Origin of the sequence: Methanimicrococcus stummii, from assembly GCF_032594435.1 — an archaeon.
GTDB classification, from domain to species: Archaea; Halobacteriota; Methanosarcinia; order Methanosarcinales; family Methanosarcinaceae; genus Methanimicrococcus; species Methanimicrococcus stummii.
Window position 1 is genome coordinate 384,216 of the sequence record NZ_CP131062.1, and the last position, 26,409, is coordinate 410,624.

General features: G+C 43.6%; 23 protein-coding genes and 1 other RNA gene. 14 read left to right on the forward strand and 10 right to left on the reverse strand.

Features of this window, described 5'->3' with window-relative positions; genetic code table 11:
- Window positions 1-59: 59 nt before the first annotated feature.
- Window positions 60-800, forward strand: a complete 741-nt coding sequence (locus MmiEs2_RS01865; protein WP_316559738.1) for an HAD family hydrolase — start codon at window positions 60-62, stop codon at window positions 798-800.
- Window positions 801-812: 12 nt separating this feature from the next.
- On the opposite strand, the gene MmiEs2_RS01870 is transcribed toward MmiEs2_RS01865, so the two are convergent.
- Genes MmiEs2_RS01870 through MmiEs2_RS01885 form a run of 4 tightly spaced genes read right to left on the reverse strand, consistent with a single transcriptional unit; the run spans window position 813 to window position 4,512 of the window.
- Window positions 813-1,496, reverse strand: a complete 684-nt coding sequence (locus MmiEs2_RS01870; protein ID WP_316559739.1) for a DUF447 domain-containing protein — start codon at window positions 1,494-1,496, stop codon at window positions 813-815.
- A gap of 50 nt (window positions 1,497-1,546) precedes the next feature.
- Window positions 1,547-2,533 carry a triphosphoribosyl-dephospho-CoA synthase gene (locus tag MmiEs2_RS01875; RefSeq protein ID WP_316559740.1) on the reverse strand — a complete coding sequence of 329 codons (987 nt, stop codon included), beginning with the start codon at window positions 2,531-2,533 and terminating at the stop codon, window positions 1,547-1,549.
- 43 nt (window positions 2,534-2,576) lie between these two features.
- The gene (locus tag MmiEs2_RS01880; RefSeq protein WP_316559741.1) at window positions 2,577-3,740 is read right to left on the reverse strand and encodes a methanogenesis marker 9 domain-containing protein; all 1,164 of its coding nucleotides are present in this window, start codon (window positions 3,738-3,740) and stop codon (window positions 2,577-2,579) included.
- A 52-nt stretch (window positions 3,741-3,792) separates the two neighbouring features.
- On the reverse strand, window positions 3,793-4,512 hold the full coding sequence (locus tag MmiEs2_RS01885) for a hypothetical protein (protein ID WP_316559742.1): 720 nt from the start codon (window positions 4,510-4,512) through the stop codon (window positions 3,793-3,795).
- Window positions 4,513-4,609: 97 nt separating this feature from the next.
- Here MmiEs2_RS01885 and hisI point away from each other — a divergent pair, with 97 nt between their 5' ends.
- From hisI to MmiEs2_RS01900, 3 genes are all read left to right on the forward strand, one after another.
- Window positions 4,610-5,017: a phosphoribosyl-AMP cyclohydrolase gene (gene hisI / locus MmiEs2_RS01890; protein ID WP_316559743.1), complete on the forward strand. Its 408-nt coding sequence runs from the start codon at window positions 4,610-4,612 to the stop codon at window positions 5,015-5,017.
- Between the two features lie 145 nt (window positions 5,018-5,162).
- On the forward strand, window positions 5,163-6,689 hold the full coding sequence (locus MmiEs2_RS01895) for a hypothetical protein (protein ID WP_316559744.1): 1,527 nt from the start codon (window positions 5,163-5,165) through the stop codon (window positions 6,687-6,689).
- A 139-nt stretch (window positions 6,690-6,828) separates the two neighbouring features.
- Window positions 6,829-8,952, forward strand: coding sequence for a PINc/VapC family ATPase (locus MmiEs2_RS01900; RefSeq protein ID WP_316559745.1), 2,124 nt, complete (start codon window positions 6,829-6,831; stop codon window positions 8,950-8,952).
- 12 nt (window positions 8,953-8,964) lie between these two features.
- Here the strand turns inward: MmiEs2_RS01900 and MmiEs2_RS01905 are convergent, their stop codons facing one another.
- Window positions 8,965-9,426: a ribbon-helix-helix domain-containing protein gene (locus MmiEs2_RS01905; RefSeq protein ID WP_316559746.1), complete on the reverse strand. Its 462-nt coding sequence runs from the start codon at window positions 9,424-9,426 to the stop codon at window positions 8,965-8,967.
- A gap of 308 nt (window positions 9,427-9,734) precedes the next feature.
- Here MmiEs2_RS01905 and MmiEs2_RS01910 point away from each other — a divergent pair, with 308 nt between their 5' ends.
- Window positions 9,735-11,318: a hypothetical protein gene (locus tag MmiEs2_RS01910; protein ID WP_316559747.1), complete on the forward strand. Its 1,584-nt coding sequence runs from the start codon at window positions 9,735-9,737 to the stop codon at window positions 11,316-11,318.
- 74 nt (window positions 11,319-11,392) lie between these two features.
- On the opposite strand, the gene MmiEs2_RS01915 is transcribed toward MmiEs2_RS01910, so the two are convergent.
- Window positions 11,393-11,848, reverse strand: coding sequence for an ATP-binding protein (locus tag MmiEs2_RS01915; RefSeq protein ID WP_316559748.1), 456 nt, complete (start codon window positions 11,846-11,848; stop codon window positions 11,393-11,395).
- Window positions 11,849-12,277: 429 nt separating this feature from the next.
- On the opposite strand from MmiEs2_RS01915, the gene MmiEs2_RS01920 reads away from it, so the two are divergent.
- Genes MmiEs2_RS01920 through MmiEs2_RS01930 form a run of 3 tightly spaced genes read left to right on the forward strand, consistent with a single transcriptional unit; the run spans window position 12,278 to window position 14,023 of the window.
- Window positions 12,278-12,829, forward strand: coding sequence for a DUF116 domain-containing protein (locus tag MmiEs2_RS01920; protein ID WP_316560220.1), 552 nt, complete (start codon window positions 12,278-12,280; stop codon window positions 12,827-12,829).
- A 2-nt stretch (window positions 12,830-12,831) separates the two neighbouring features.
- Window positions 12,832-13,482 (forward strand): DUF116 domain-containing protein, encoded by a 651-nt coding sequence (locus MmiEs2_RS01925; RefSeq protein ID WP_316559749.1) that lies wholly within the window; start codon window positions 12,832-12,834, stop codon window positions 13,480-13,482.
- A complete protein-coding gene (locus MmiEs2_RS01930) occupies window positions 13,466-14,023 on the forward strand; it encodes a ribonuclease HepT family protein (protein ID WP_316559750.1) in 558 nt (185 codons plus the stop codon). The genes MmiEs2_RS01925 and MmiEs2_RS01930 overlap by 17 nt, the downstream gene beginning before the upstream one ends.
- Window positions 14,024-14,119: 96 nt before the next feature.
- Here MmiEs2_RS01930 and MmiEs2_RS01935 read toward each other — a convergent pair whose 3' ends face one another.
- From MmiEs2_RS01935 to MmiEs2_RS01945, 3 genes are all read right to left on the reverse strand, one after another.
- A complete protein-coding gene (locus tag MmiEs2_RS01935) occupies window positions 14,120-14,419 on the reverse strand; it encodes a hypothetical protein (RefSeq protein ID WP_316559751.1) in 300 nt (99 codons plus the stop codon).
- 211 nt (window positions 14,420-14,630) lie between these two features.
- Window positions 14,631-14,985: RNase P RNA component (rnpB, locus tag MmiEs2_RS01940), an RNA gene on the reverse strand.
- A gap of 119 nt (window positions 14,986-15,104) precedes the next feature.
- Window positions 15,105-15,659 carry a tRNA (cytidine(56)-2'-O)-methyltransferase gene (locus MmiEs2_RS01945; protein WP_316559752.1) on the reverse strand — a complete coding sequence of 185 codons (555 nt, stop codon included), beginning with the start codon at window positions 15,657-15,659 and terminating at the stop codon, window positions 15,105-15,107.
- Between the two features lie 264 nt (window positions 15,660-15,923).
- Between MmiEs2_RS01945 and MmiEs2_RS01950 the strand changes: the two genes are divergently transcribed.
- From MmiEs2_RS01950 to MmiEs2_RS01970, 5 genes are all read left to right on the forward strand, one after another.
- Window positions 15,924-16,823 carry a DUF7502 family protein gene (locus tag MmiEs2_RS01950; RefSeq protein ID WP_316559753.1) on the forward strand — a complete coding sequence of 300 codons (900 nt, stop codon included), beginning with the start codon at window positions 15,924-15,926 and terminating at the stop codon, window positions 16,821-16,823.
- A 133-nt stretch (window positions 16,824-16,956) separates the two neighbouring features.
- A complete protein-coding gene (locus tag MmiEs2_RS01955) occupies window positions 16,957-18,159 on the forward strand; it encodes an AAA family ATPase (RefSeq protein WP_316559754.1) in 1,203 nt (400 codons plus the stop codon).
- 50 nt (window positions 18,160-18,209) lie between these two features.
- The gene (locus MmiEs2_RS01960) at window positions 18,210-19,088 is read left to right on the forward strand and encodes a DUF58 domain-containing protein (protein WP_316559755.1); all 879 of its coding nucleotides are present in this window, start codon (window positions 18,210-18,212) and stop codon (window positions 19,086-19,088) included.
- A 2-nt stretch (window positions 19,089-19,090) separates the two neighbouring features.
- Window positions 19,091-20,998 carry a BatA domain-containing protein gene (locus tag MmiEs2_RS01965; RefSeq protein WP_316559756.1) on the forward strand — a complete coding sequence of 636 codons (1,908 nt, stop codon included), beginning with the start codon at window positions 19,091-19,093 and terminating at the stop codon, window positions 20,996-20,998.
- Window positions 20,999-23,689: a hypothetical protein gene (locus MmiEs2_RS01970; protein ID WP_316559757.1), complete on the forward strand. Its 2,691-nt coding sequence runs from the start codon at window positions 20,999-21,001 to the stop codon at window positions 23,687-23,689.
- A 68-nt stretch (window positions 23,690-23,757) separates the two neighbouring features.
- On the opposite strand, the gene MmiEs2_RS01975 is transcribed toward MmiEs2_RS01970, so the two are convergent.
- Window positions 23,758-24,540, reverse strand: coding sequence for a hypothetical protein (locus MmiEs2_RS01975; protein WP_316559758.1), 783 nt, complete (start codon window positions 24,538-24,540; stop codon window positions 23,758-23,760).
- A gap of 486 nt (window positions 24,541-25,026) precedes the next feature.
- Between MmiEs2_RS01975 and MmiEs2_RS01980 the strand changes: the two genes are divergently transcribed.
- Window positions 25,027-26,307, forward strand: coding sequence for an amidohydrolase family protein (locus MmiEs2_RS01980; protein WP_316559759.1), 1,281 nt, complete (start codon window positions 25,027-25,029; stop codon window positions 26,305-26,307).
- Window positions 26,308-26,409 lie beyond the last annotated feature (102 nt).

Consider the following 26,409-nt stretch of genomic DNA (forward strand, 5'->3'; position numbering starts at 1 on the left):
AAGTTTATAATCTTGTCGGCAATCCTTTTGATAAGACTTGACAACAAAGGGATTTTTAAATGACAGATGCCGAAAACCAAGAAATTCAATACGTTTTTTCAGATATGGACAACACGCTTTTTGATTTTGTCCACGCGAAAGTTGAGGCTTGCACCGCCGTCGTCGATAAAGTCGGTTCGGGTGAACCTCTTGAAATGCTTTCTTATTTCTTGCGCGGCATTTACGGGTTTGAAAGCTTGGAAAATATTGAAGATTATTTAAAAGAAAAATATGTCTTTTCCGAATCTCTTTTTGAAGAATGCTGCTGCATTTATGAAGACGTTAAAGTCGAAAACGTCACGCTTTATGACGGCGTCCGCGAAACGATTGAAGCGGTCAAAGACATGGGCCGCTCGTTTATTATTGTCACCGACGCCGACACGGAAAACGCTTACCGCCGAATGAGGCGCGTGAAATTAGACGGTTTGGTGGACGACGTGATTGCGTATGACATGTCCGGCAAGAAAAAACCCGACCTCGGCGCGTTTGAGTTCGCGCTGAATCGTTTCGGCGCAAACGCGTCCGAGTCGATGTATATCGGTGACAGTCTCCGCCGCGACATCGCGCCCGCAAAAAAAATGGGAATGACAACGGCGTACGCCGCGTACGGTGACCGCAATGACCATGACCGCGATTTTTATTTTGAGCCGGATTACAAATTGCAAAATCTCGGCGAAATCATTGATATTATTCAAAATCCGAAAAAAACATCCGTTTCTTCAAATACAGCTGATAAAAAGGCGACCGTATCTCAAAATTAATTTTTGCATCGTTTATTCGATTCTGTCGGCGATTTCCAGTTCCGTCAATCTTTTTCTGATAACCGCGAATCCTTTTTTGTCATTTTTCCGGCCGCAGCGCTGAATGATTCTTTGATGATGCCGAATGTAATCAATGTAAACCGGATCTTTTGTCAATTCGTAGCGCGTTAAATGAATACAGGCTTCAATGACCGAATGAAAACCGCGGTTGATTACGAATCCTTCTTTTTCCGGATTTAATATGAAAAATTCGACGGGCTCAATGTCGATCACAACAGAATTTTCCGTTTCCAATTGATTAGCGCATTTAAATAAAACAAATCGATCGGCATTTTTTAAAACGGGAATTGAAATCGTTGTTTGTGATGCCTGCCCGTCTTCGTTTTTTTCGCTTACATAAACGGCGGTATCAAATTCTTCTTCTTCCAAATCATAAAACGTCGATTGAGCGAATAAAACCGCATCATCCGTCAAATTCGCCGAAAAATAATCTTCGCGCATTAAATTTTCGTATGTTGTTGACCCTTTAAACAAATGAAGAAACATCTTGTTGTTTTTCCAGGTGATTCCAAAAGGCGCGGCATTTGCCGTTTTTTCAGATTCTCGGCTGTTTTTTGTCGCCAAAATCAATTCGGAAATTCCCTCGGATATGCCGTATTCCGCCATTTTTTTCAAGTTTTCCGGCGTTTCTTTCATGAAATTCCTCTTCGTTTGTTTAAAATTTGGTGTTCAAAATTTGATTTAATTTAAATTGTCAGCCCTTCCAAAATCGCGATAAAAATGCCGGCGGCCGTAATGTCTGCCAATGATCCCGGATTGTTTTTTTCTTTTTGAAGTTTTTGATCGAATTTTTGAATTTTTGGAATCATCTTTTTCAAATTTTTGGATTTCTTCAATTTTTTCATGAGCTTCGCGGCTTTTTTCTGAACTCTTAAAGATTCCGCTTCGCCGTGTTTTGCAGCGATAAACGTGTCGGGATACTTTGCCAAAAATTCCAAAAACGTGTACACAACGGCGCTGTTTATCGTGCTTTTAAAACATTTTTTCGGATTTTCTTCAAACCATGCTTTGTTTTTTTGAAGCTTTTTTGCAAACTTCTTCGATTTCTCAAATCCGTTTACCCATTCCGCGGCGACCATGTCTCTTCGGCTGCCAAGCGCCATTAAATCAAAAAGCGGAATCTCTTCCAGTTTGATTTTCTCAATCGCGGCTGACTCGGTTAAATCCAATTCATAATCTTTCATTCCCTTTTCAGGCTTCTGGACCGGAATTGACAATGTCCCAAACGTCTCGTAAAAACAAACCGCGTCTTCTACCGTCGTTGTTCTGCAAATTTCAGATGCTTTTAAAACGACGGCATTTCCGATTTCTTTGGGGCTGCAGCTTTCATTGCCGGCAGTTTCAAAAACATGTCCTGCCGCAATCGTCAGCGGCAACAACAAAATTAATGTTCCGAAATGCGTGTTTCCGCCGCTTTGCAGGGACATGCTTTTTAAAACGGCTTCATAAAACAAAGGCCCGAACGCCGGCAAATCCGAATCGCCTGAACCTGCGGCGCTTTTCATAAAAACGGATTGAACCGAAAGGGCTGACGCTAAAAAGTGTTCAAATGACGTGTCTTTAAAATCCTGAAGCCGATGAACGTTTCCGGGCTTCGGATAAGATGCCGCTTCCAAAACCATCGAAAGCGCGGCTGATGCGGCAATTTCTTCATTGAACGGAATTTGAATCACGATTCGGCTCCCAATTTGTTTTAAATTCTTTTAATGATTTATTTTAATTTGAAGCGGCCGATTTCTTTTCATCAATCGCTTTTAAAATCGTTTCAGCCAATTCTTTTTTCATTCTCATGTATTCATCCGGTGAAATCCCGAGCTGGCGCAGCGATCCGTCACGGTAAAAGCAGGGCTTTGTTCCTTTGCAGCACCACACCAAACTTCCGAAACACGTGTCTTTGCCGCCTTCAAGCGGCGTTCCTTTGACGGTTTCCTGTTTTAATTGAATGAATTCTTCCGGCGTGAATCCGACGTTTTCAATTCTTTTGAGCAAAGCGCAATACTTAACGGGCGGGCAGCAGAATGCCAAACCGCGATTGTCGCCGCGTTTGCAAACGTGTTTGGGTGCGTTGTACCAGCCTGTTTCCTGTTGATATTCCGTTATTTTTTTGACCAAGTGCGGAATAAATTCCGCATCGTCGGCAGCCGCGCGCGCAACCGAAACCAAATCCGCGCCGCTTGAAAAGAAATCCAAAGCCGCGTCAAAATCATCGACGGAATTATTCGCAATCACGAGTTTTCGGGTTGCATTTCGGATTTCGGCGATTGCTTCAAGGTCGGCGCCTTGTCCTTCAATCATCGCGTCGGCATGAATAATATCCGCGCCGGCCGCGTCAAAAAACTCGGCGGCCATTCCCGGACTCACGACATTCGTTCTGAATTTGACGGATAAAACAACGCAGGTTTCCTTGATTCTTTGAATCGTTTCGGCAAGCGCCGGCGTGTCTTTTAAAAACGCTTGTCCGAGGCCGCGTTCGGTAAATTCCGGCTGACGGCAATGAATATCCAATTCCATGATTGCGTTTTTGTTTTGAATCAACGCCGCCGCCTTTAACAAAGGTTCAATTGACGCGCTTCTGACGCTGACTGCCGGAACCATTCCCGGCATTTCCGCTTTCACGGCATCGATTTCCTTTTCGATTTGAGCGAAAATATCGGTGTCATCATTTTCGTTCGCGAAAAATTCTGTCCGGCCGCGTGAAGCCGCTTCAATTCCCGCTTTTTTGGATTCGTCATCCAAATTGTAAGCGCCGAGGATGACAATTCCCGCGCCTTTCGCGTTGGCTGCCGCAAACTTACTGTCAGTGACGCCGGCCATCGCCGATAAAACAATCGGGTTTTCGATTGTGATGTCTCCCGTTTTTAAATCAAATATTTTTTCCATTTCATTTCCCCTCTCAATTATTTAATCTGAGAGAGAAGTAAAGAAGCTCTCCTTAATAAATTCTTTTTTTATTTTCGATTTGTATTTCCTCGTTCTCAATGACGTATTTTAAAATATTTCCGCCGGCTTTCGCGCCTTTATATTTTAAAACCAGCATCCGCCGCTCAAATTTATCGCCGTTTTCCTTCATTTGAAATTGAATTGCCGAATCTGCCAAATGATTTAATCTCTCTTCCGTTCCTTTTGATAAAATATTTCTGTGAAGACAACCGATAATAACATACCGGCCGCCTTCACAGTTTCGGGGTTTCGTATTTTGCGGATTTATATCTGCTTTCATTTCCCTGACAAAGGAAATGATTTGACGTTCTTCGTATAGGGCAGATTTTTTGCTGTTGCTTTCGTTTTGAAACAGTTCGCTGAGATTTTCAATGAAAAAAATCATTTCCAAATCCGTCTCCGCGAAGGCTTCCTGTATTGCTTTGTTTTCTGTTTGGTTTGCTGTTTGTGTTGCGTTTGTTTTCGTTTTTATGTTAAAACACAATTCTTTCCAACAATGCCTGTTTTCAGGCGTTATTTTTAGAATTGTGCACTTGTTTTTTTTGACCGTTTCTTCTTCGGCAGGCCTCCCATTTGATTTTTCAATCGCCGCCGAAAAAGAGGCGATCCCCTCATCGTCGTTTCCGGACAATAAAAGAAACGTTCCGTTTTCAATTTTATTTTCCGTCAAACGGTCAAACTCGGAGATGCCTGTTGTGAAATTCGAAGCCATTGTTATTCCACAAACACAAAAAACAGTTATTTTATAAGCCGCTTCTGTTTTTTTCAAAAACGAAACTTATATATACTCATCAAACGGCTTTTCAGGTATGGAACACTCAAAATGCGGCTGCGATGCAAACAATTCATTCAACGCAGCCGACCTTTCTCAATTCAAATTTGAAAACGGTTTAATTCCCGCAATTGTTCAAGATGCCGACTCTAAAGAAGTTCTCATGTTTGCTTACATGAACGAAGAATCTCTCAAATTGACGCTTGAAACCAAAATCGCGCATTATTGGAGCCGCAGCCGCCAATCCTTATGGAAAAAAGGTGAAACCTCCGGCCATTTCCAGCACGTCCGAGAAATCCGTTTCGATTGCGACGCCGACTGCTTATTGCTTTTCGTCGATCAAGACGGCGGCGCTTGTCACACTGGATACCGTTCCTGTTTTTATCGAACAATTGACGGCAAAATTGTCGGCGAGAAAGTCTTTTATGAAAAAGACGTTTATTAATTGAAAAATCTATATTTTTTCAAATAATTTTTATTTTAATCGGACTATATTTATTCTTTCAAAGCTATGCATTCTTGTTAGAGGCTGTAGGGGCCGTGAGCTTTAGTTGTGCACAAGCAATCCTCAAAATGGTGGTGCGCAGCTTATGGTAAAACAACAAAAAACAACAAAACAAATCTTATTACTTCTTATCATACTTCTGGCAGTTGTCGGAATGATTGGTGCAGGCTGTCTTAACAAAGATCAAACAAACAACACCGAAAATAACGGTTCAAATTCAAACTCTTCAAATTCGGCAGCTTCAAACAATACAAGCAATAACAATACAAACAATAACAATACAGACAGCCGAAATAACACGTCGGCTTCAGTGAACAATACGTCCTCAAACACAACTCCGACATCTTTTTCCTCTCTTCCCGACGTTGTTGTCGCAAATCATGACGGCGGCAGCGGAGGCGGTAAATCGTCCGGTTCCGGGTCAAATTATGCCGCGGAAGCCGCAGGTCAAAAAATGATTCTTGAATCCCAAAGCGGTGAGGACGGCACAAAACTTTGCATTTATGTCCCCGTTGCCGATATTTCCGGCGAAACATTGACCGTGACCTTCGGCTCAAGCGTTTCCGAAGTTTCCGAAACATTCAACGAAGCCATACTTTCCGCCGTTCCCGAAATTTCCGGCAAGAATGTTACGGCTGTCATGAACGACGCGCTTGATGTCGGTGATTTCGAAGCCGGCGGTTCCGAGCCGACAGCAATCAGCTTCAGCGTGACAGCAGGCGGCGCGACTTATGATGTTTATTTGATGGCTTCTTCAATCATTAATGTCGATGCCGGTTCCAACGGAAAAATTGAACTCATTGACAACAAAGACACCTATCTTTACACCGGAACGAAAACCGTTGCTTGCGACATCAACATTCCGATTAAACTGACGGTTGTTCCCGATGACGGATATTACGTTCAATCCTTTGTCGTTACAAAATCCGGCACAGAAGTCTACAACAGCACAGTCCCCGCGGCATTTGATGCCGATCCTTCCGAAAGTGCTGTTTACAACGTGACGGCTGTCTTTAAAAAACAGATTGCTGCGACTTATGACGGTGAGGACACTTATATTGACCAGGATTTGAATGCCGAAAACAACATCTATGCCTATGTTCCGGCAGCAGAAGCCTCCGGCAAAGTGCTGACTTTCGAATTTTTAAGCACTGTTAATGATGTGACCGACGTTAATGCCGATATCATCAGCGAAGAAGACGGCGATACGATTATCAGCGGCAAAACCGTGACCGTGACAATTAAAGATGCGGTCGATTCGGCTTCATTTGAGAAGGGCGGCACGCCGACACCGTCTGATTTGACATTCTCCGTTACAGTGGCAGGCGGATCTGTTTACAATGTTTACATCTTGGATTCTGCCGCGATTAAAATTGTCGTTCCCGACGGCTGTACGATTACAAGCAGCGGTGTCGTTCCGGGCGGTTTGAATTTGGATTCGGCCGGCACTTACTACCATGTTTGCGACATCGGCTCGACGAATACATTTACCGCCTCAGACGGATTTGAATTGACGCTTACAAAATCCGGCGCGGATGTTACACCGTTTGACGGCTCAATCACATTCGAAAGCGCGTCTTATGTATTGACGGCAGTTCCGTCCGTTGCGTAAACTTTTAAATTTTGCAGAAATTTTATTTCTGTTTGAACGGTTAATTTAACCGTTCTTTTTTCTTTTTTAATTTTCAGCTTTCAACTTTTTTCTTCAACTTTCAAGCATTTATTAATACATTCAATGCTTATTTTTCAGCATGACAACCCGAAAAACTCCCGCGAATTCTTCTCATTCAAAATTCCGTTCCGTTGACGTGAACGCCGATGATTTTGAATTTCATTATGATTCCAAAGCCGTTATCGCGGCCGATATCATTATTGCTGACACGAGCGCCGCAATTGACGGCGTTCTTTCATCTTCCATTAAAAACGGCCGATACAAACCGATTGACAACGATGTTTTGACTGTCGTTATTCCCGAAGCCGTTTTAGCCGAACTTGAAAATCAAGCCGACAGCCGGCGCGAAACCGGTGTTTACGGCATCGACGAGCTTTTAATTTTGCGGCAAATGGACGAAGCCGGCGAGATTTATCTCAAATATGAAGGCAATCGACCGACCGTTCATCAAATTCGGGACGCGAAACTCGGAGAAGTGGACGCGCTCATCCGGCAAACGGCAGCGGAAGTCGGCGGTCTCTTTGTCACGTCCGATAAAGTGCAGGCGGTTGTCGGGGTCGCGCGCGGTCTTTCCGTTGATTATGTACCGCCTGTCATTCGTGAGGCAGATGCCGATGTTTCAAAGCTTTCCGTTCTTGATTTCTTTGACGATCAAACGATGTCGGTTCACCTCAAAACAAATGTCATGCCGATGGCAAAACGCGGATCCGTCGGCGAAATGAAATACATGCCGATTCGAGACACGCTTTGTACGGCGGCCGAGCTTGAACACATCAAATCCGAATTGGTTCATTTTACGAAAATTGATTCGGAATCCTTTATTGAAATGGAATACAGCGGCGCGCTGATTCTTCAAGTCCGCGACATGAGGATTGCAATCACGGAAGCCCCGTTTTCCGATGATTTTGAAATTACAATCGTGCGCCCGATCGCGCACGTTGACTTCGATAAATATCAGGCGAGCGATGTTCTCAAAGAAAGAATCTTGCAGCAGCGCGGCATTTTAATCGCCGGATCTCCCGGTGCCGGAAAGTCTACATTCTCCGCGTCCGTTGCGAAATTTCTCCTCGAAAACGGCAACGTCGTCAAGACAATGGAATCACCGCGCGACCTTCAAGTGCCGACGGAAATTACGCAGTATGCGCCGCTCGAAGGCAAAATGGAAAACACAGCCGACTTGCTTCTTTTGGTGCGCCCCGATTACACGATTTATGACGAAGTTCGAAAAACGCAGGATTTCATGCTGTTTGCCGACATGCGCCTTGCCGGTGTCGGTATGATTGGCGTCGTTCACGCAACGCGCGCGATTGACGCGGTTCAAAGGCTGATCGGAAGAATCGAACTCGGTGTGATTCCGCAAGTTGTCGACACGGTTATTTTCATTGACAAAGGACAAATTTCCAAAGTTTATGCGCTTGAATTTACTGTCAAAGTGCCGCACGGCATGATGGAAGCGGATTTGGCGAGACCGGTGATTACGGTCAGCGAAATGGCATCGGGCAAAACCGAATACGAAATTTACACTTACGGCGAGCAGGTCGTCGTCATGCCGGTCGGCCCCGGCGGCGCGGCATCGCCTGCGGAACGAAAACCGTTTTGGGCGGACACAGAAGCGATGCTTGCCGAAGAAGTCGAACGCTACACGTCAGGACCGTTTGAAGTCGAACTTATAACCGACACCAGCGCTGTCGTGAAAGTCAAAAGCACGGACAAAAAGAAAATTATCGGCCGCGGCGGCGATACAATCAATCGCATTGAATCTCATATGGGACTTCGGATTGATGTTCGAGAAATGCCGGTTTCCTACTTCGGCCGCCCGAATAAATCCGGCAGTCGGAACGGAAGCGGTGATCGCAGAAAAAAGAATTTTGATGACGGTTATTCGGCAGAAGAATTCGAAGGCAGCGGTTTTGAAGGTGATTTCAGCGGCGGTTACGGCTACGACAACGTTTCCGACGAATACGGCAACAATCCGGATTATGCGATTCCCGTCTTTGAAAAGACAAAAAAGCATTTTATTCTCCGCGTTCCCGAATTTTCCGGAAAAGACGTAGATGTTTTCATCTCTGGAAAACCGTTCTTCAGCGCGACCGTCGGCCGCGGTGGCGATATTAAGCTTCGGACGGATTCGGAATTGGTTGATAAAATTAAGGACGGATTCAGAAACGGAGAATTGATTGAAGTGCGCCGCTCGGCAAATTGAAAATGGTTGAGTTTATTTCTCATCATTTTCTTTTATTATTTTTAAAATAAAATCTCTGAGTTCTTCTTCCGATGTCGGATATTTCTCAAGGTCACGACTTCGCAAATGAGTCGTTTTGCCGCCGTAATAGGCTAAAAAATCGTTTATTGCCATTCGAACAATGAAAGATTTGCTTTTTTTGAGAACATTTGAGAGATCTTTTAATTCGTCATCGACGAATTTATTGTAAGAAACAGAAATTTGTTCCTTTTTAACTTTTTCAGCTTCAACGTTTATGGTTGATGAAATAAAATAGTTAAAATCAGTTTCGTTTTCACATAACGAAAGTTTTCCTAAAAACATCAATATGGCTGTATTAACCACATCTGATACAGATCCGAAGTTTTTTGTTGAAACAAGGGATTCCATCTTGTTTTTAGTATGAGGGCTAACCGCTAAAGAAATAGATAACTTGTTGCGATTTGATTGACTCATAATACTTTTCATGGGTTTTAGAGAATATTATGATTTTTGATACAATTGTGTCTTCTTTTGTCTTTTTTGTTGCAATCGTGTTTATTCTTTAATAATGTTTAAATATATTAATTGCAATTGTGATTAATTGGTGAGGTCTTTTAAATGAATTTTATGTTTGGATATTATAATTCCGTCAATGGGGGCTTTGTTTTTTTTGGCTTTTATATTTTATCCACTACATATCTCGCCGGTTTATGACGAAATTATATTCGTTCTTAATTGAATATTTTGAATTTAATGTCAATATACCTTTGAGGGTTTCTATTATGATTATTAATAAAAAGCAATATCTTTTGATCTTGATTGTGCTTCTTGCAGTCATTGGTCTTATCGGGGCAGGTTGTCTCGGTTCGAATGATGACGGTAAAACAGCAAACGGGTCAAGTAATGGTACAGGCAGTACAACAACCAATACTTCTAACAATCCATCTGACACTTCTATCAATACGAGCAATACTTCTAACACATCCGGAAGTACATCAGATACTTCTGATACAGACAGTTCCTCTTCAAATTCAAATTTGCCTGATGTGGTCTATGCAAATCAGAATGGCGGCAGCGGTGGAAGTAATCGTGGTACTCCTGCACCTACGGCAACAATAGCCAAATTCGGTAGTCAATCACTCGTTGTTGAAGAGTTCATCGAATACATTGAAGGTGAAGGAGACGAAGACGATGAAACAATCTATCTAGTTTACGTATATGTTCCGACCTCTGATATGGAAGTCGGCGACACTTTCGATGTTACTTTCCTTCAATCTGTTACAGGGGCAATTGAAATGGATGGGGAGGATGTAATTGAAAATATTGAGGACGGTATTCTTTTTTCAGATATTCAAGTGAAAGGCAAAACGGTTACTTTAACTCTTAAACAAGAAGAAATTGATTTTGGAGAATTGGACGATTATAATTTAGGAGTTCTTATCGGCGATGATGTTTATTTTGTTTCATTTTACGCATCAACCATTTGGAATTTTGATCTTCCAACAGGTAGTTTTGCAAAAATTATTGAACTCGGAAACCCTGCATACGAAGAGCGTACAATCAGCGGCAAAATGACTGTTGTAACGGATTCCAAAACAACAGATGTCCGAATTACAATTATTCCGCCGTCAGACAAAACCATTTTTAGTGTATCGACTGTTCCTGAACTTACATTTGATCCTATGACGAGTGGATTTGACTCGGAATACAAAGAATTCTTCCGAGAATATTCTGATGTCGAGAGTTCAATCTATAATGTAAATGTCGAATTTGAAGCGAAAACAAAAGCAACAGTTAATGGACAAAGTTTGTATGTTTTCCAAACTTTATTTGATGATCAATCCGGCGGCAGAATCTATGTTTATGCTCCTGTATCAGATATTGTCGGCAAAGATTTGGTATTGACATTTACCGGTACAGTTATTGAAACTGATAATCAGAATTCATTGGTTGAGAATGTAATCCAAAATGGAAAGGCTGTTACTCTTTCAATAGATGATTCTGCAACAGCTGATGATTTTGAATATACTAACTTGTTGGATGTAGAGGTCAACGGAAAAGTTTATTCTGTTTTGATTTTCGATTCTAATATTTGGAATTTTAACGTCGGCTCAAACGGTGTAATGGAGTTTAATTATGGTGGCGTTGATTATATTCTCGAAGGTTCATCTTCTGATGTATGGCCGACAATGTATTCATGTATGTTGACAGCAAGACCGGCTGACGGTTATGTCGTTGATACATTCACCATCACAGAAAAAGGCGGTTCGGTCGTTTTTGATAACAGTGGCGATCTTGGCACTTTTTCGGATGCTTTTGATGAAAGCAAAACATATAATGTCATGCTCACCTTCAAAACAGCTTAAAATTAGCAGAGAATGGATTTAATCCATTCTTTCTTTTTTTTAATTTCTTTATTTTTAAATCATTGTTATTTGATTCAATGAATCAACCTCGGCAAACATTTTGTACAAATCCACAAAATTTGCCCGCTCTTTCGAACCGACACCAAATAATTTTCAGTATCGTCTTTTCCGCACATAAAACAGGAAATGTCATTCGGGTTTGCGTTTGAATTCATATTTTGATTCGTATTCATGTTCACGTTTTTCTTTTCGTTTTCTTTTTTGTGAAGCTCGGCTTTTTCTTCGTCAAATTCAACCGCTTCTCTCTTTTCAATCGTCATCGCGCCTGTCGGACAAATGCCGAGGCACGCGCCGAGGCCGTCGCATAAATCGTCGGAAACGACTTTGGCTTTGCCGTCGATGATAACAATCGCGCCTTCGGCGCAGGGTGAAACACAAGCGCCGCAGCCGTTGCACAATTCTTCATCAATTTTAACAATATTTCTGACAACTTTTTTTTCTGTTTTTTGAGAATGCATATTTAATTTCATTTTTTCCCTCTCAGATTCTCTTAAATTCTAATGCTGTGACAAAGTATATAAAAGATACTTTGGAGTTCTTATCTTAATTTTGTTTTAAATTATTTTTAATTTGATTTTAAATTGCTTTAAATTTGATTTATTATGTTTTATTTTTAATTTTGATTTAATTATATATTCGCCTGATGAGAAATCATTTTATTGAATGACTTGATTTTAACTTTACCAAAAAACGAATCCAAAAACGAAAAAACAAAAATGAAAAACGAAAAACGTTTATGAGGCTTACTTATCGCTATTAATTACATTTTAATCGGAAAAATAGCCGTCGGGCTTTTATTGTTCATTATTCTTTTCAATTTACTTGCGTTGGCAATCGGTTTATACAGCATACGCAGGAAGAGAATCATCTTTCCGACTTTTGTTTTATTCATACTGTATTTGTTTTACTCGCCTGTCAAATGGGTTTTTTCAGCTTTTTCCATGAACGATTTGCTCGTTGACGAAATTTTGGTTGAAATTCAAAATGCCGTTTATTTGGAGAAATTTAAGAAACAAACCGAGCGAAAAGTGGTTCTGCTTCCCCAATGTCTTCGAAGCAGCGACTGCCACGCGCGCTGTGATCCGCTTTACGGATTCGTTTGTACCAAATGCGGGCGCTGCGACGTGGGCGAAATCACCAAAGAAGCCGAAATCCGCGATTTCAAAGTTTTCGTGGTTCCCGGAAGCAGTTTTGTTAAAAAAATCTTTAAAGAATATCGGCCGACATCTTGTATCGGCGTCGCCTGCCCGGTCGAACTCAGTGAATCCATGCAAAAAACTTCCGTTATTCCGTCGCAAGGCGTTTATTTAATCAATGACGGCTGTTTTGAAACAAAAGTCAATGTCAGCGATGTTGTTTTAAAAATGGAATTGGTTTCCCCGATTCCTGACGGCGAATCATTGCTGAAAACAGTCACCTTATACGATTTTGAAGAAAAAGGAGGCATTTGATTATGTATGATGAAATCGGCCGCCTTTTGGTTATCGGTCTCGTTCTTTCCGCAATTTTGCTGTTTATCGCGTTTTATATCGGACACACGCGGCTTCAAAAGAACGCCGCCTTCGCGTCCTACGCATCACGCGTCATGGATTTCTTTTACAAACCGCTTCTTGCCGTTTACATGTTCTTTTACAAAAATCCGGATAAGCTTCACAAGAAAATGGCCGATTTGAAAAACAACGCGCAGCGCAAGAAGTTTTCCAAAACGAAAACAAGAATCGTGCTTGCGCCGCATTGCATGCGCCACGTCGAGTGCAAAGCGCGCACGACGCGCACCGGAATTCAATGCACTTCCTGCGGCAAATGCGATTTCGCAGAACTCAAAAAAATGTCCGAAGAACACGGCTACAAACTTTATATCATCACAGGCTCCTCTTTTGTCAAACACATTTTAAAACATCCCGATGCGAAAGGAACGGACGGTGTTTTGGCAATCGGCTGCAATTATGAAATTAACAAAGGTATGCGCGAACTGAAACGATCCAAAATCATGACTTACGGCGTTCCGCTTCTTTCCGCCGGCTGTTATAATACGCATATAGATTTGGAAGAATTTGAAAGGCAATTAATTCATTTGGAGGGATTGAATGGATCAAAATCATAATCTTCATGGTCATCATGATGGGCCCGATTGCGGCTGTTCCGAAAATCACGATGGACACAATCACGATGAAAATAATCGCGATGAACACAATCATGCGGCACATAATCACGATGCGCACGCGCGCGGATACGATAAGCCGCTGATTGACGGCGCAGACGATGAATGCTCTTGCGCCTGTTCTCATCATCCCGAAGACGAAGCCGCCAAAACCGTTGTTTCTCAAATGGTTTTACAATTGGACGAAGTTATCGCGTTATCGTCCGGCCCCGTTTACGGCGAATTTATCGCAAATGAAAACCTTCAGCATCGGTTGATTGATTTATTGACGCAAGTGCAAGAGGAAGCGCTTTCTCTTCCCGACGATTTTAAACAGCGGAAATCAAAAGCGGATTGGGAATTTCTTCAAACGCTGACGATTCAAATCACGCATCCGGAATTCGGCATGAATCCCGAGACGCTTTGGGATATTGTCAGACTTGAAATTCCGTTTCAAAACAAAATGCTCGGAATTATTGTCAACGGATGCAGCCACGAACAGTAATTTTTTCCTATTCTTTTTTGTTTTTCTTAAAAACAAGGTTTGGATTTGATAACTTTTTTTAAAAATCAATGTTGGTTTTGATATTTTTTTAAGAAATCAGATTTCGGTTTTGATATTTTTTAAAAATCGGTGCGGCTCGCGCGCGGCGGCGATGGCGATGCGGCAGTGATGACAGTGGCAGTGGCGCGGCAGGTAATGGCCCCACGTTCGCGAAGCGAACGGATGTTCTAAAAAGAAGATGCAAGCGGAACGTAAACCTGACCGGCAGGCGGAAACGCAAACCTGATTGGCGCACGGAATTACAAACCCAATCGGCAAGTAGAAATTTTTATTTCGAAAAAGCGGTTTTTTGGTTTCGCCGAAGGCTTGGGGCGAATCTCCAACTCCTCCTTTCACTCGCTGCGCTCGCGAAACTCGTCGTTGGAGGCGGTTGTTTCGGGTTTTATTTGTTTTTCAAAACGAAACATCGTTTTTCTTTAATTTTATGAAAAAACGAACTCCGTTTTTCTTTTTTTTAAATTCATGAAAAAGGGAGTTCGGGTTTGTTGATTGTTTGTTAAAACCGATGTTTGGTTTTTTGAAAAAGAAGAAATAAATTGAAATACGCGGGTCCGGCGAGTAAGCTCCCTTCTGTTTAATGCACTCTCAAAGAACATTCTTATCTTTGATTCATCAATTTTCATTGAAATGTACGGCGGCATTCGGCTTTGCGTCTTTAACTTCAGGCGCGCTTTCAAATCGAACGCGAACTCCCGAATCAACTTGCACCTGCGGGGTTTTACCGTTGCATCCGTGCGCCGTGCGCCTCAGTTTTTCACATCATCGCAAACACGGCCCGGTATCGTTTCTGTGCCATAGCCTTGACTCTCGCCAAACGTTCTTCACAAACGTCCGCAAATCTGAAAGAGGGTGGGGAGACTTTCCTCAGGAACAATTGTTCCCGCAGCCGCCCTGCCGCTCCCGCGTTATTTGAAAAAAAGGGAAGCGTTGTATTTAATAATTCGCTTCAAAAATCAAAATTTCGTTTTATTTATTATTTTAAAAAGTTGTACGGCTCGCGCGCGAAAACGGCGCGCAGATTTCACTCGGTTCTGTTTTTCTCTTTCAATTCATTGTCATGAATCACGTTTTTGCCTTTTGCCGTCGGAACTACGGTCAACTCCGCATTTTCAAAAACGGCTGTCAGCGGATCCGATTCCGCGATTCTGTCCATCGTAATCGCAAGCGCGGCAACTTCCGAGTGCGGCTGGTTGCCGACGGCCACGTTCCAGTCGGCCAGCTCGTAAATTTCGCCCGGCACCTTTTCGGCGCCGACAATAATCATCAATTTATCGTGTTTTTTCAATTCGGGGACAGCGTCGGGCAAATTGATGCCGTACATGGATAAATGGCAGACCTTGCCGCCGTTTTCTTTCCAGTTTCGGATTTCCTTTGTCATACTGACATTGTTTTCGACAAAAAAATCGCCGCCCCAGCGGCCTGTCATCTCTTTAATATTGTCCGTGATTTTTTGATCGTCCGATGCCAAAAGCATACCGCTTGCACCGAGCGCGCGCGCGGTGAGGCCGACGTGCGTCGTGATTCGCTTATCTCTCTCCGGGCGATGACCGAGCCTTAATACAACAATTTCCTTCATTTTTACTTCCGTCTTTGTCCTTTTTAAATCCCATAACACCACATAACATTTAAATGATTATTGCCTCATTTTAGATAATTACTTACATTATTGTTAACTGACAAATTCCAACCTATTTACATATTAAATTTCGAAAGTTCGTTTTATTTTCCTAAAATCTTAAATATTTTAATATATTCATCGTTTGTAAATTATTATTCTATTGATATATCATTTACAAAAACAAAATAAAACGAAAAAACGAATACATCAGATGTGGTCATTTTGGATCTTGAAGTCTTTACACGTAAAATTGATTCCGTCATACGCCGCTATCGTACGGTTTATGACTTATTGGAATTTTTGGCAATCGCCTTCGTTATTCTCTTGATTGCTGTTTTTTTCAATCTGGGCGATATTTTTAAACTGATTTCCTGGACGGAACCGTATGTCGGTCTGTCGCCGGACATCCCGTTCTTTACCGTCAATTACGAAACGATTTTTCTGTTCTTTATCGTCTGTCTGGTTTCGCTTTTGATTTTGGAACTGACGGAAAAGAACGTCAAAAGAATTTACAAACTTTTCAAACGCGAACCGCCGAAACGCCAAAAGTCTCAGGATTTGGTCGAAGACACCTATCCCGAACTCAAAGACCGTTTGAAAACGGCGTATGATAACAGAAATTCGGACAACTTCATCGCAGTCGAGCTGACGTCATCCGTTTCAAGCGATATTGAAGGTGTTTCATCTTCCGATTTGATTGACAAGAAAAGAATCGCTTACAGTTTAAGCACAATCGTTGTCTCGGTTCTGTTTTTGGCAGCCATCTTCTTCACCGGCTTTACGGCACCGGTTTCCCCCGGCGACATTTGGGACAAATTCCCAAACGGCTCCATCACGCAGCCGCCGATTACGGATGAAAACACCTCGACCAACAACTCCTCCAGCATTCCGACGGAAGCGCCGCCGATTTCAAATTCGCCCGGCGTAGACATCGACATCACGCTGCCGCCCGGCGCAGGCATGGGCCCCGGCGACATGCTCGAAGGCACCGAAAACAATTTCACGCCGTCAACGCCCTATCCGCCCGAGAGCTTGAGCTCGCAGCATTTCTATGACTCGCTGCCGGCCGGATACGAAGACGTCATCAAAGATTACTTTAAGAAATTGGCCGAAAACGGCTGATTTCATTTATTTTAAAAATTTTAATAAATTCATTACAAAATATCAATTTCAATTATCGGATTATCAATTTCAATTTATTCATTCAAATTTATCATCAACTTTCAAACTAAAAAATAATACAGAGGAAAATAAAATGGACTCGGAAAACACTGAAACATCTTACCGTTACTCAAAAGACAATTTAAACAACGAAGAAGCACAAGATTCTGAATTTTTGGAATCTGCGGAACCCGAATTTACACCCGAATCCGAATCATATGCGGCCGATGTTTCTTCGCCGAAAGAATCCTACAGCGCGCCCGAATCCGTCGCGGATCCGGCACTTGTTAAAACATACGAAAACGCGCACAAAATTTTTACAACTTTGTTTGACGAAATCGGCCAGGTCATCGTCGGTCAGAAAGAAGTTGTCGAAGAAGTCATGATCGCGCTTTTGTGTAACGGCCACGCGCTTCTCGAAAGTAATCCCGGTCTCGGCAAAACATTAACAATTTCAACCATTTCAAAAGTCGTCGACTTATCCTTTAACCGTATTCAGTGTACGCCTGACTTGATGCCGGCCGATATCACCGGAACAACCATCGTGGAAGAACACGACGGCAACAAAGCGTTCCGTTTCGAACAAGGTCCGGTCTTTGCCAATATCGTTTTGGCGGACGAAATCAACCGTGCGTCACCGAAAACACAGTCCGCGCTCTTGGAAGCCATGCAGGAAAAGCAGGTCACCGTTGCCGGTCACACCTATCCTTTGGACAAACCGTTTTTCGTTCTCGCAACGCAGAACCCGATTGAGCAGGAAGGAACTTATCCGCTCCCCGAAGCCCAGCTCGACCGTTTCCTCTTAAAAATCCTCGTTCCGTATCCCGATTATGACGAAGAGCTTGAAATCGTCAACCGCTACACCGCTCAGTCAACACCGGTGACATCACGCGGCATTTCCAAAGAAACTTTGATGAGCCTTCAAAAATTGACGCGCGACGTTCCGATTTCTGAAGATTTGAAACAGAGAACAATTCATTTTGTTATGAGAACACGCGATGGCGGCGCAATTGAATACGGCGCGTCTCCGCGTGCGTCCATCGCGATTATTTTAGCCGCCAAAGCGCGCGCTTTGATTCACGGCCGCAATTACGTTTCCGAAGAAGATGTCATCGCCATGTCTTATCCGGTTTTAAGACACAGAATCATTCTCAGCTTCGAAGCGGAACGCTCCGGTGTCACGCCCGATGACGCGATTGAAGATCTTCTCATCGAAGCCGGTTTCTTAAAAGCAAAACCGCAGGAAAACGAATCTTCAGGCCTTCGCGCGAAATTACCGTTCGGTTCCAAGAAATAATTCAGCCGGAAATGCATTGACTGGTAAACAAAACCGTAAGCTGAAAAACTATGGCTGAAACAAAACATAATTTCGATATTGAGTTTCTCAGGCAGCTGGACCGCTACAACATGGCGATTCGAAAACGTGTGTCCACCGTTTACGCCGGAAACCGTCCGTCAACCCGAATCGGAAAAGGGATTGATACGGTCGGTTATCGCGAATATTATCCCGGCGATGAAATGAAAGATATCGATTGGAAAGCTTATTCGAGAACCGAAAAACTTTACGTCCGCCAATTCGAAGAAGAAAAAACGCTGACGGCGCACATTCTTCTGGATGCCAGTAAGAGTATGGACTTTCCCGACGGCGCGACAAAAAAGTATGAATACGCCGCGATGATGGCGCTCGGCGTCGCTTACACGGTTTCCCGCAAGAACGACAAATTCGCGATTTCAACGTTTAATGAAAATATCGACATCAACGCGCCCAAACGCGGTATGCGGTATTTGCTTGAACTGACCGACCGCCTGGCTTCCCGCGAGTTGGAGGGTGCGACCGATTTGGATGCCTGCACTTACAAATACGAAAAGCTCATCAAATCCCGATCGCTCGTCGTCATTGTTTCCGACTTCATGGAAGATCTTCATCACATCGAGTCTTCCGTTCTTCGTTTGTCCGGGAACGATTTGATTCTGATTCAAGTTTTGGATCCGTTTGAAAAGAGTTTGCCGATTAAAGGCGATTCCCGATTCTTTGACATGGAAACCGGCGATGAAATGAAAACGTATTTGAGCGATTCTTTCAGAACCAATTATTTCAAAGAATTGGATAATCACAATGCGGCGATTGATCGTATTTGCAAAAAAACCGGCGCGAAGTTTTATTCATTCACGACAGACGCGCCCGTATTTGATTCATTCTTACAGATTATTGACAGAGGTGCTTAAAAATGGCAATCGCAGACTCATTGGCATCTCTTCCGTTTATTTTTCCGCTGGCTTTAATCGGCTTACTGTCGGTTATTCCGCTGATTATTTTGTACATGCTTCTTCCAAAACCCTTCAAAGTGAGCATGCCTTCCGTTATGTTTTTGATGAAGGTGGAAGAATCGCGTGAAAAAATTTATTCGTCGATTACGAAAATCGTTAAAGATCCGCTGTTCATCGCGCAGCTTTTCGTTTTAATTCTGCTCGCGGTTGCCGCGGCCGGTCCGTACATTTTGTCTTACGATACGCTCAGTGACGAGACGACCGTCATCATTATCGACGGCTCTGCCAGCATGCAAATCGGCGACCGTTTCGGCGAGGCGCAGCGTGACGCGCCGCGCTATCTCAGCCAAGTCAATACTGTCATTTTGGCCGAGTCCATTCCGGTTATCATTGCCGAAAATGTCAGCGCGGCCGAGGCCGAGCGCGCCATCCAAAGCCTTTCCGCGAAAGCCGTAACGGCCGATGTCGGCTCGGCGATGGCGTCCGCCGCAAACATTCTTTCCGCGAAAGGCGGTTCCGTTTACGTTTTGTCAGACTTTACCTCCTGGGACGGTTTGAACCCGATTGAAGCGAAAAACCTTCTCGGCGGCGGTCTGAACGTGACTTTCGTTCCGTACGGAACGGAAACGAGCAACAACATGGCAATCATTAACGGTTATTTGGAGAAATCCAACGGCACTTACAATTATCATTTCATGGTCCGCAATTACGATACGGGCGTGAAATCCGTTTACGCGAACGTGACAACGACGCTTCCAAACGGCACGCGGCTGGTTTATTCACCGCTGACCGTTGCCGTTCCGGGCGACAGCGCAGAAACATTCGTTTTCAAAAATGTCAGCCGCGGAACAACCGAAATCCGTTTGGTGACAAACGACGCGATTGAATCGGACAATTACGCTTACGTTTCGATTCCCGGAACACAATCCGCCGAAGTTCTTTACATTTCGGATGCGAACAGACTTCCGTCTCAAATCGCGCTCGGCTTAATTCCGGAACTTTCCGTGAAAAACGTTGACGAAGTTCCCGAAAACTTATCGCTGAATTACAGTTTCGTTGTCGTGAACATGGGTGATCGTGTTTTGACAAGCGCGGAAGTGGATTCGCTTCACGCTTACGTTTCAGGCGGCGGTGACTTGGTTTTCGTCGCGGGCGCGTATTTGGAAGCGGCAAACCAAACCGTTAATTTGTCAAAAATGCTTCCGGTCCGCATTAACGCGACCGCGTCAAGCATTGACGGCACGCAGATTTACGCGATCGGCAGCGACTTTACAAGCGGTTTGGATTTGAACAGCGTTTACATGAAAACGTATTTGGACGCGGAAACGCGCAACCTGACGGCAACCGCTTATCCGGTTATGACGATGGAGGGCGTTCCGATTATCGCTTACGGTCCGTACAGCAACGGCACGGTTTTCTATTTCGGCTTGGATGACCATTCGGGCGACGACGCGTGGAACAATTTCGCAAGTTTCCCGGCGTTCCCGGTCTTTTGGATTCGAATCGCCGATTATTTCGCAGGCATCGGAGACATTTCCGAATACAACGTGAAAGCCGGAACAATTCTGACGCTTCACGGCGATACGGAAGTCATCACGCCGGACGGTAAAATCACAACAAACCGTGTTTTGTATGACACGGTCGGCGTTTATACAATCGGCCAAAAGAAAGTTGCCGTGAATATGTATAACGACAAAGAGTCCAATACATTAACGCCGCGCATCGACGGTCTTGAAAATGCGAACGGCGGCGGTGAACTGCCGACACAATATGAAATCAAGAACAATTTGTTCTACATTTTCGCAATCCTTGCGGCGATATTTATGATTCTGGAACTTTATTTGCTCAGAAAACGGGGGGATATTTAAATGGTTCATTTTGACATGCCTTACATTTTGATTTTATTGATTCCCGCCGTTTTAATCGGAATTTATTTCTTCAGAAAAGCGATCGGCCGGAAACAAAAACTTCTGGTCAGCTCGCGCGCGATTATTGCCGTGATTCTGATTATCGCGTTGGCAAATCCGATTTCATTTATGACGGTGACGCGAACGGATGTGAATCCGGATTTGATTTTGATTGCCGACAACACATCAAGCATGAGCTATTTCTCATCCGGCGTGGGACAATCGCTTTACGATTATTTCTCCGACAAATTCCAAATCAAATATGACACGCTTGCCGGAAACACGACCGCGCTTGGCGAAAAAGTCGCGCAATATGCGGACGGCAAAAACCAAATCATATTGGTTTCTGACGGCAACAGCAATTACGGAAAAACGCTGGAAGAAGGAATTGATGTCGCCGTTCAGACGAACACAACCGTCTCAGCCGTCGTTCCGACGAGAGAGCGCAATGATTTAAGCATCGAATTAATCGGTGACAAATCCGTTATCTACAGCAATGTTCAGGAATTCGGCGTGACCGTTCGTCAGGCCGGAACAAGCGCTGTCACTTACACTTACGTGATTAAACAGAACAACAACACGATTCTGAATGAAACGATTACGATGGAAGAGGGCGAACAGGAAAAGACGACTTATTTCCAAACGCGTTTCATGTATCTCGGCGCGCACACGCTTGAAGCGACTTTAACGTCTACGGCGGATACCGACGCGATCAATAATGTTTATAAAAAATCTGTTTACGCGATTGAAAAGCCGAATGTGATTGTTATTACGGATGAGCCCGGCGCCTCTTTGACGCAGGTTGCCGGATCTCTTTACAACGTAACCGTCGTCGGAAATCTTTCCGATTTCGGCGGCAATCTCGGCAGTGCTTTGGCGGTGACAAAGACTGTTATTTTGGACGATGTTTACATCGGCAACATGACCGAAGAAGATGTCGCGCTTTTGAAAGAATATGTGTCAGAAGGCGGCGGCTTAATGGTTGTCGGCGGCAAAACGTCGTTTGATTATCCGGTCGGACATTCCTATGTCGATTCGTCATTTGAAAAACTGCTGCCGGTTGTTTCCGTTCCTTCCGATTGGGAAGGTATTCAGGATGTTTATCTTTTCCTTGATGTTTCTGACAGCGCCAGCGCTTGGGGTTCAAACAACGAAACGATTCTTTCAAACATCAAGAAAACCGCAGTCAATATCATTGAAAGTGATTATTTCAAAGAAGCGAATGTCACTTATTTCACAATCGGCGACCAGTCTCGTAACGATACCGGCGAGTTTTATTTCGTCGGAAATCCGCGCGAAGCTGAAACGCTTAAAAAAGAACTTGAAGATTTGAAAACCGGTGACGGCCAAACAGATTTGGTTCATACGTTTGACAACGCAATGCCGATTATGGAAAACCGTTCCGGGCAGCCGCTTGTCATCATCATTTCAGACGGCAATTTATTGAATCAGAGAACTTACAACGAATTGCTGCGCGCGGCAAACCAAGCCGACAAATACGGCGCAACAATGCTGTTCATGAACACTTACACGAACGGATCCAAACGCCCGAATCAGTTTAACGATTCCCGCGGCAACATTTACGCGAAATCTTTGATGAGAAATTACAAAGGTGACGGCGTTTATATTGAATCCAACAGCGGTCTTCCGATTTTCCCGAATTTCTCCCAAATGCTCGGCGAGTCTGAAAATCCGAATGAAAATGTGACGACGGCAAGTCTTTATGTTTCCAACCCGAAGCATTTCATTATTCAGGGACTCAATCTCAGCGGAACAAATGTCAGCGGCTACAACGGTGTGACGCCGAAAGCCGGCTCGGACAAGCTGGTGATTGCCAGCGACGGATCGCCGGTCTTAACGGTTTGGCGCTACGGTCTCGGGCGCGTTGCCGCGCTGACGACGGACAATGGTGTCGGAAACGGCAACTACTGGGCATCGGAGCTTTACACGGCGCCCGGCTCAAAACTCATCTCGGCGACGACGAATTGGGTGATGGCGGATCCGAATAAGGAAAGCGGTCTCGTGATTGATTGTCCCGACACTTATGTCGGGTTGCCGGTAACGCTTCGCGTTCACATGTATGACGAAGGCGTTCCCGTGCTGACGCTTGACGGTCAGAAATTGCTTTTGACAATGGAGTCTGAAGGCGTTTATGTGACGGAATTGATGTTCAATCAAACCGGCACATACAACATTTCAGGCTATCCGGTGACTGTTAATTATCCTGTCGAATTCCGTGACATCGGTGTTTATCCGGATCTCAGAAAGCTTGTCGAATCCACCGGCGGAAACATCTACACGGTTGAGCAGGCAAAGGCGCTTTACATCAAAAACAACGGCGACAAAACGACTTACCAGACGCGCGAAGCCGTCAGTTTCAATGTTTACTTGTTGCTCTTGGCTTTGATTATTTTCTTAGCCGAAGTGATTTACCGCCGCGTTGTTGAAATCAGAGAGCTGAAGCAGCTTCACGAAGAATACGACCGCCGCGAAAAAGAATCGCCGGGATCAATGCCGCCGCGGCCGGATATGTCGCAGTTCCGCCGCCAAAATGATATGGTTGCGGATGCCAAGGGTGATGCTCAAAAGTTTTTGGCGAAAATGAAAGATAAAACGAAAAAAGCTGATAAAGCAAATAAAAAGAATAAGTGAAAGGCCTAGCCTTTCCTTGTTTTTTTTTTTTTTTTTTTTTTTTTAAATATTTTCTTTTTAATTCTTTCTTATTTCTTCTTTTTTTGAATCCAAAATGCTGCAAGCGCCGCAATTAAAATGATCGGCAGCAAAATTCCGATTGACAATCTTAACGCTTTTGAATTTATTAAATCTGCCAAGCCGTTTTCTTTTTTGATTGTTTTGTCCGAATCATCTGTTTGATTCAGATTTTGATTTTCTGTTTTTTGATTTCCCGATTGGTTTGTTTGATTCGTTTGATTTACTTGATTTTCATTTTGATCGGTTTTATTCAAAACGGCGGCTGACAATCCCGATGACCCCGATGAGCCGCCGGTTTTATTATTTTCAGCACTGTTCGGTTCGGAAAACAAAATCGGAATAATATACCCAACCGGCGTTTGTGTATCGGGATTTCGAACAATTTTGATTTTGTATTCTTCGACATTAATTTTTGCCGGAATCGAAACTTCAATCGATTGAGATTTTCCCGGCTGAATCGTCATTTCCGTTTCAGATAGTTGAAAACCAGAATCAATTTCTTTTCCGTTCGCCCGTTCGATATAACAAATATATTCGGTTGCGGTTTCACCCGTATTCACTAATGTTATCATTTTTGTTTCGATTTCATTCGGGTTTGAAATTTCCAATTTCATCGGCGCAATCGAATCGCTGATGACAAGATTTGTTTTTTCGGCAGGATCTGCAATCGCGGTGTTCATCGCGGCCGATGTTAAAATGAGTGTTATAAACACGATCGTCAGTATTTGCAGATTTTGAGGGCGTGCAGTTTTTGATTTTTTTGCGGTTTTGATTGATTTTGTTTTTGTCAATTTTTCACCTCTTTGTTAAAGGTGAATTTTTCTCAAAATCAATAAAGCATTTGATTTTTTCAAAAAGCAAAAGTATTTAAGCGAAAAACAGATGAAAAAGCCGATACAAATTTATTTATTCATAAAATGAGTGTGCTGTCGCCCTCTACTAACAACCAAGAATCATCTTTTCCGGTAATCCTCAATCTTCTTCGTTTTCCCTCGCAAAGGGCATTTTCGCACGGATTATTGTACCGCATTGGGGTTGTCCGAACAATCACTGACCGAGTTCTCCGGATTCTCATGCCGGGACCTATACAATGCGACAAACCCAAAAGACGGGCAAAGGATAAATAATTTGTTTGACGTTTTTGATTTTGTTTCATAAATTTAAATTATATTTTTATTAATTTTTTATTCGTTTTAATTTAAATCATTTCATTCATTATTCATTCATCTCAATTCATTATTCGATTCATTATTTATTTCAAATTTTATTGGTGACACATGTCCGGCTTTGACGATTCTGATTTTATTCGGCTTCTTGAAATTGTTGACCGAACCGAAAAGGAAAGGAAGAGTGAAACCGCCGGCAATTTCCCCAAATCCACGTTTAAAGACGGTTACGGCGACTACGCCGGCGATTATGACCGTGTCGTTTCGGGTTTGATTTTTGCCGGAACCGAGCCGGATTTGATTTACGGCAACGTTTACATTCAAGACGGCATCATTCAAGAAATTGAAGAGCTGCGCGAATCGGAAATGAAATCCAAAAATTGGATCGTGCCGCGCTTTGTCAACGCGCACACGCATATCGGCGACACGCTTCTTAAAGATCCGCCTCTCGGGTCCGAAATCACGCCGTACGCTTACCGCCGGGATTTGGATTCCCTGGTTCGTCCGCCAAACGGTCTCAAACACAGGTTCTTGACCGAACTGGATGCCGATTCCGCCGTTTGTTCAATGGAATCCGCGATTTGGGAAATGTATCAAAACGGCATTTCCGTTTTCGCTGATTTTCGAGAAGGCGGCATTGATGGCGCGGCAGCGCTTCTCGAAGCGTCCAAAAACGCCGGACGGGATATTCATCCGATTCTCTTCGGCCGTCCGACTCTGACAAGCCCCGAGTCTTCCGTTTCAGGTTCAGCCTTGACATCTTCAAATTCATTCTTAGACGAATTCCGGGATCTGCTGGAAATCTGCGACGGTATCGGTGTCAGCGGCGCGAATGATTTGGACGAATATGTGCTGGCGAAAATCGCCGCGAAAACGCAGTCGAAGAGAAAACGGTTGGCGATTCACGCCGGCGAAAAAGATCGCAGCGACATTGAGCCGGCTCTTTCATTGGATCCGGATTTGTTAATTCATATGACGAACGCCGAAAAAACAGACTTGGAAGCTGTCGCCGACGCCGGGATTCCGATTGCAGTCTGCGTTCGCTCCAACTTGGTGACCGGTGTCGGTTTGCCGCCGGTTTTGAGCATGCTTGATGAAGGCATTTCGGTTTGCGTCGGAACGGACAACGTGATGTTAAACGCGCCGGATATGTTTGAAGAACTTCATTTCCTGTCTAAAATCTACGGAATCACCGACGCGATGCTTTTTAAAATGGCGACTTCAAACGGCGCGGACGCGCTCGGCTGCCGGTTTACAGGGTCAATCGAAGTCGGTAAAAAAGCGGATATGATGGTTTTAAATTCCAAATCTTTGAATCTGAAACACATTAAAGACCCGCTGGCCGGTTTTGTCAGACGGGCGCGCGCCGATGATATTTTGGGAATCGTTTAATTGTTTGGTTGTTTTTGTTTTTGTTTTCTTGTTTCATCCATTTTTGGGAATCACTTTTATATTCCATGTCTCCCTTGATTATTATTGGTAAGTTTTTATTTT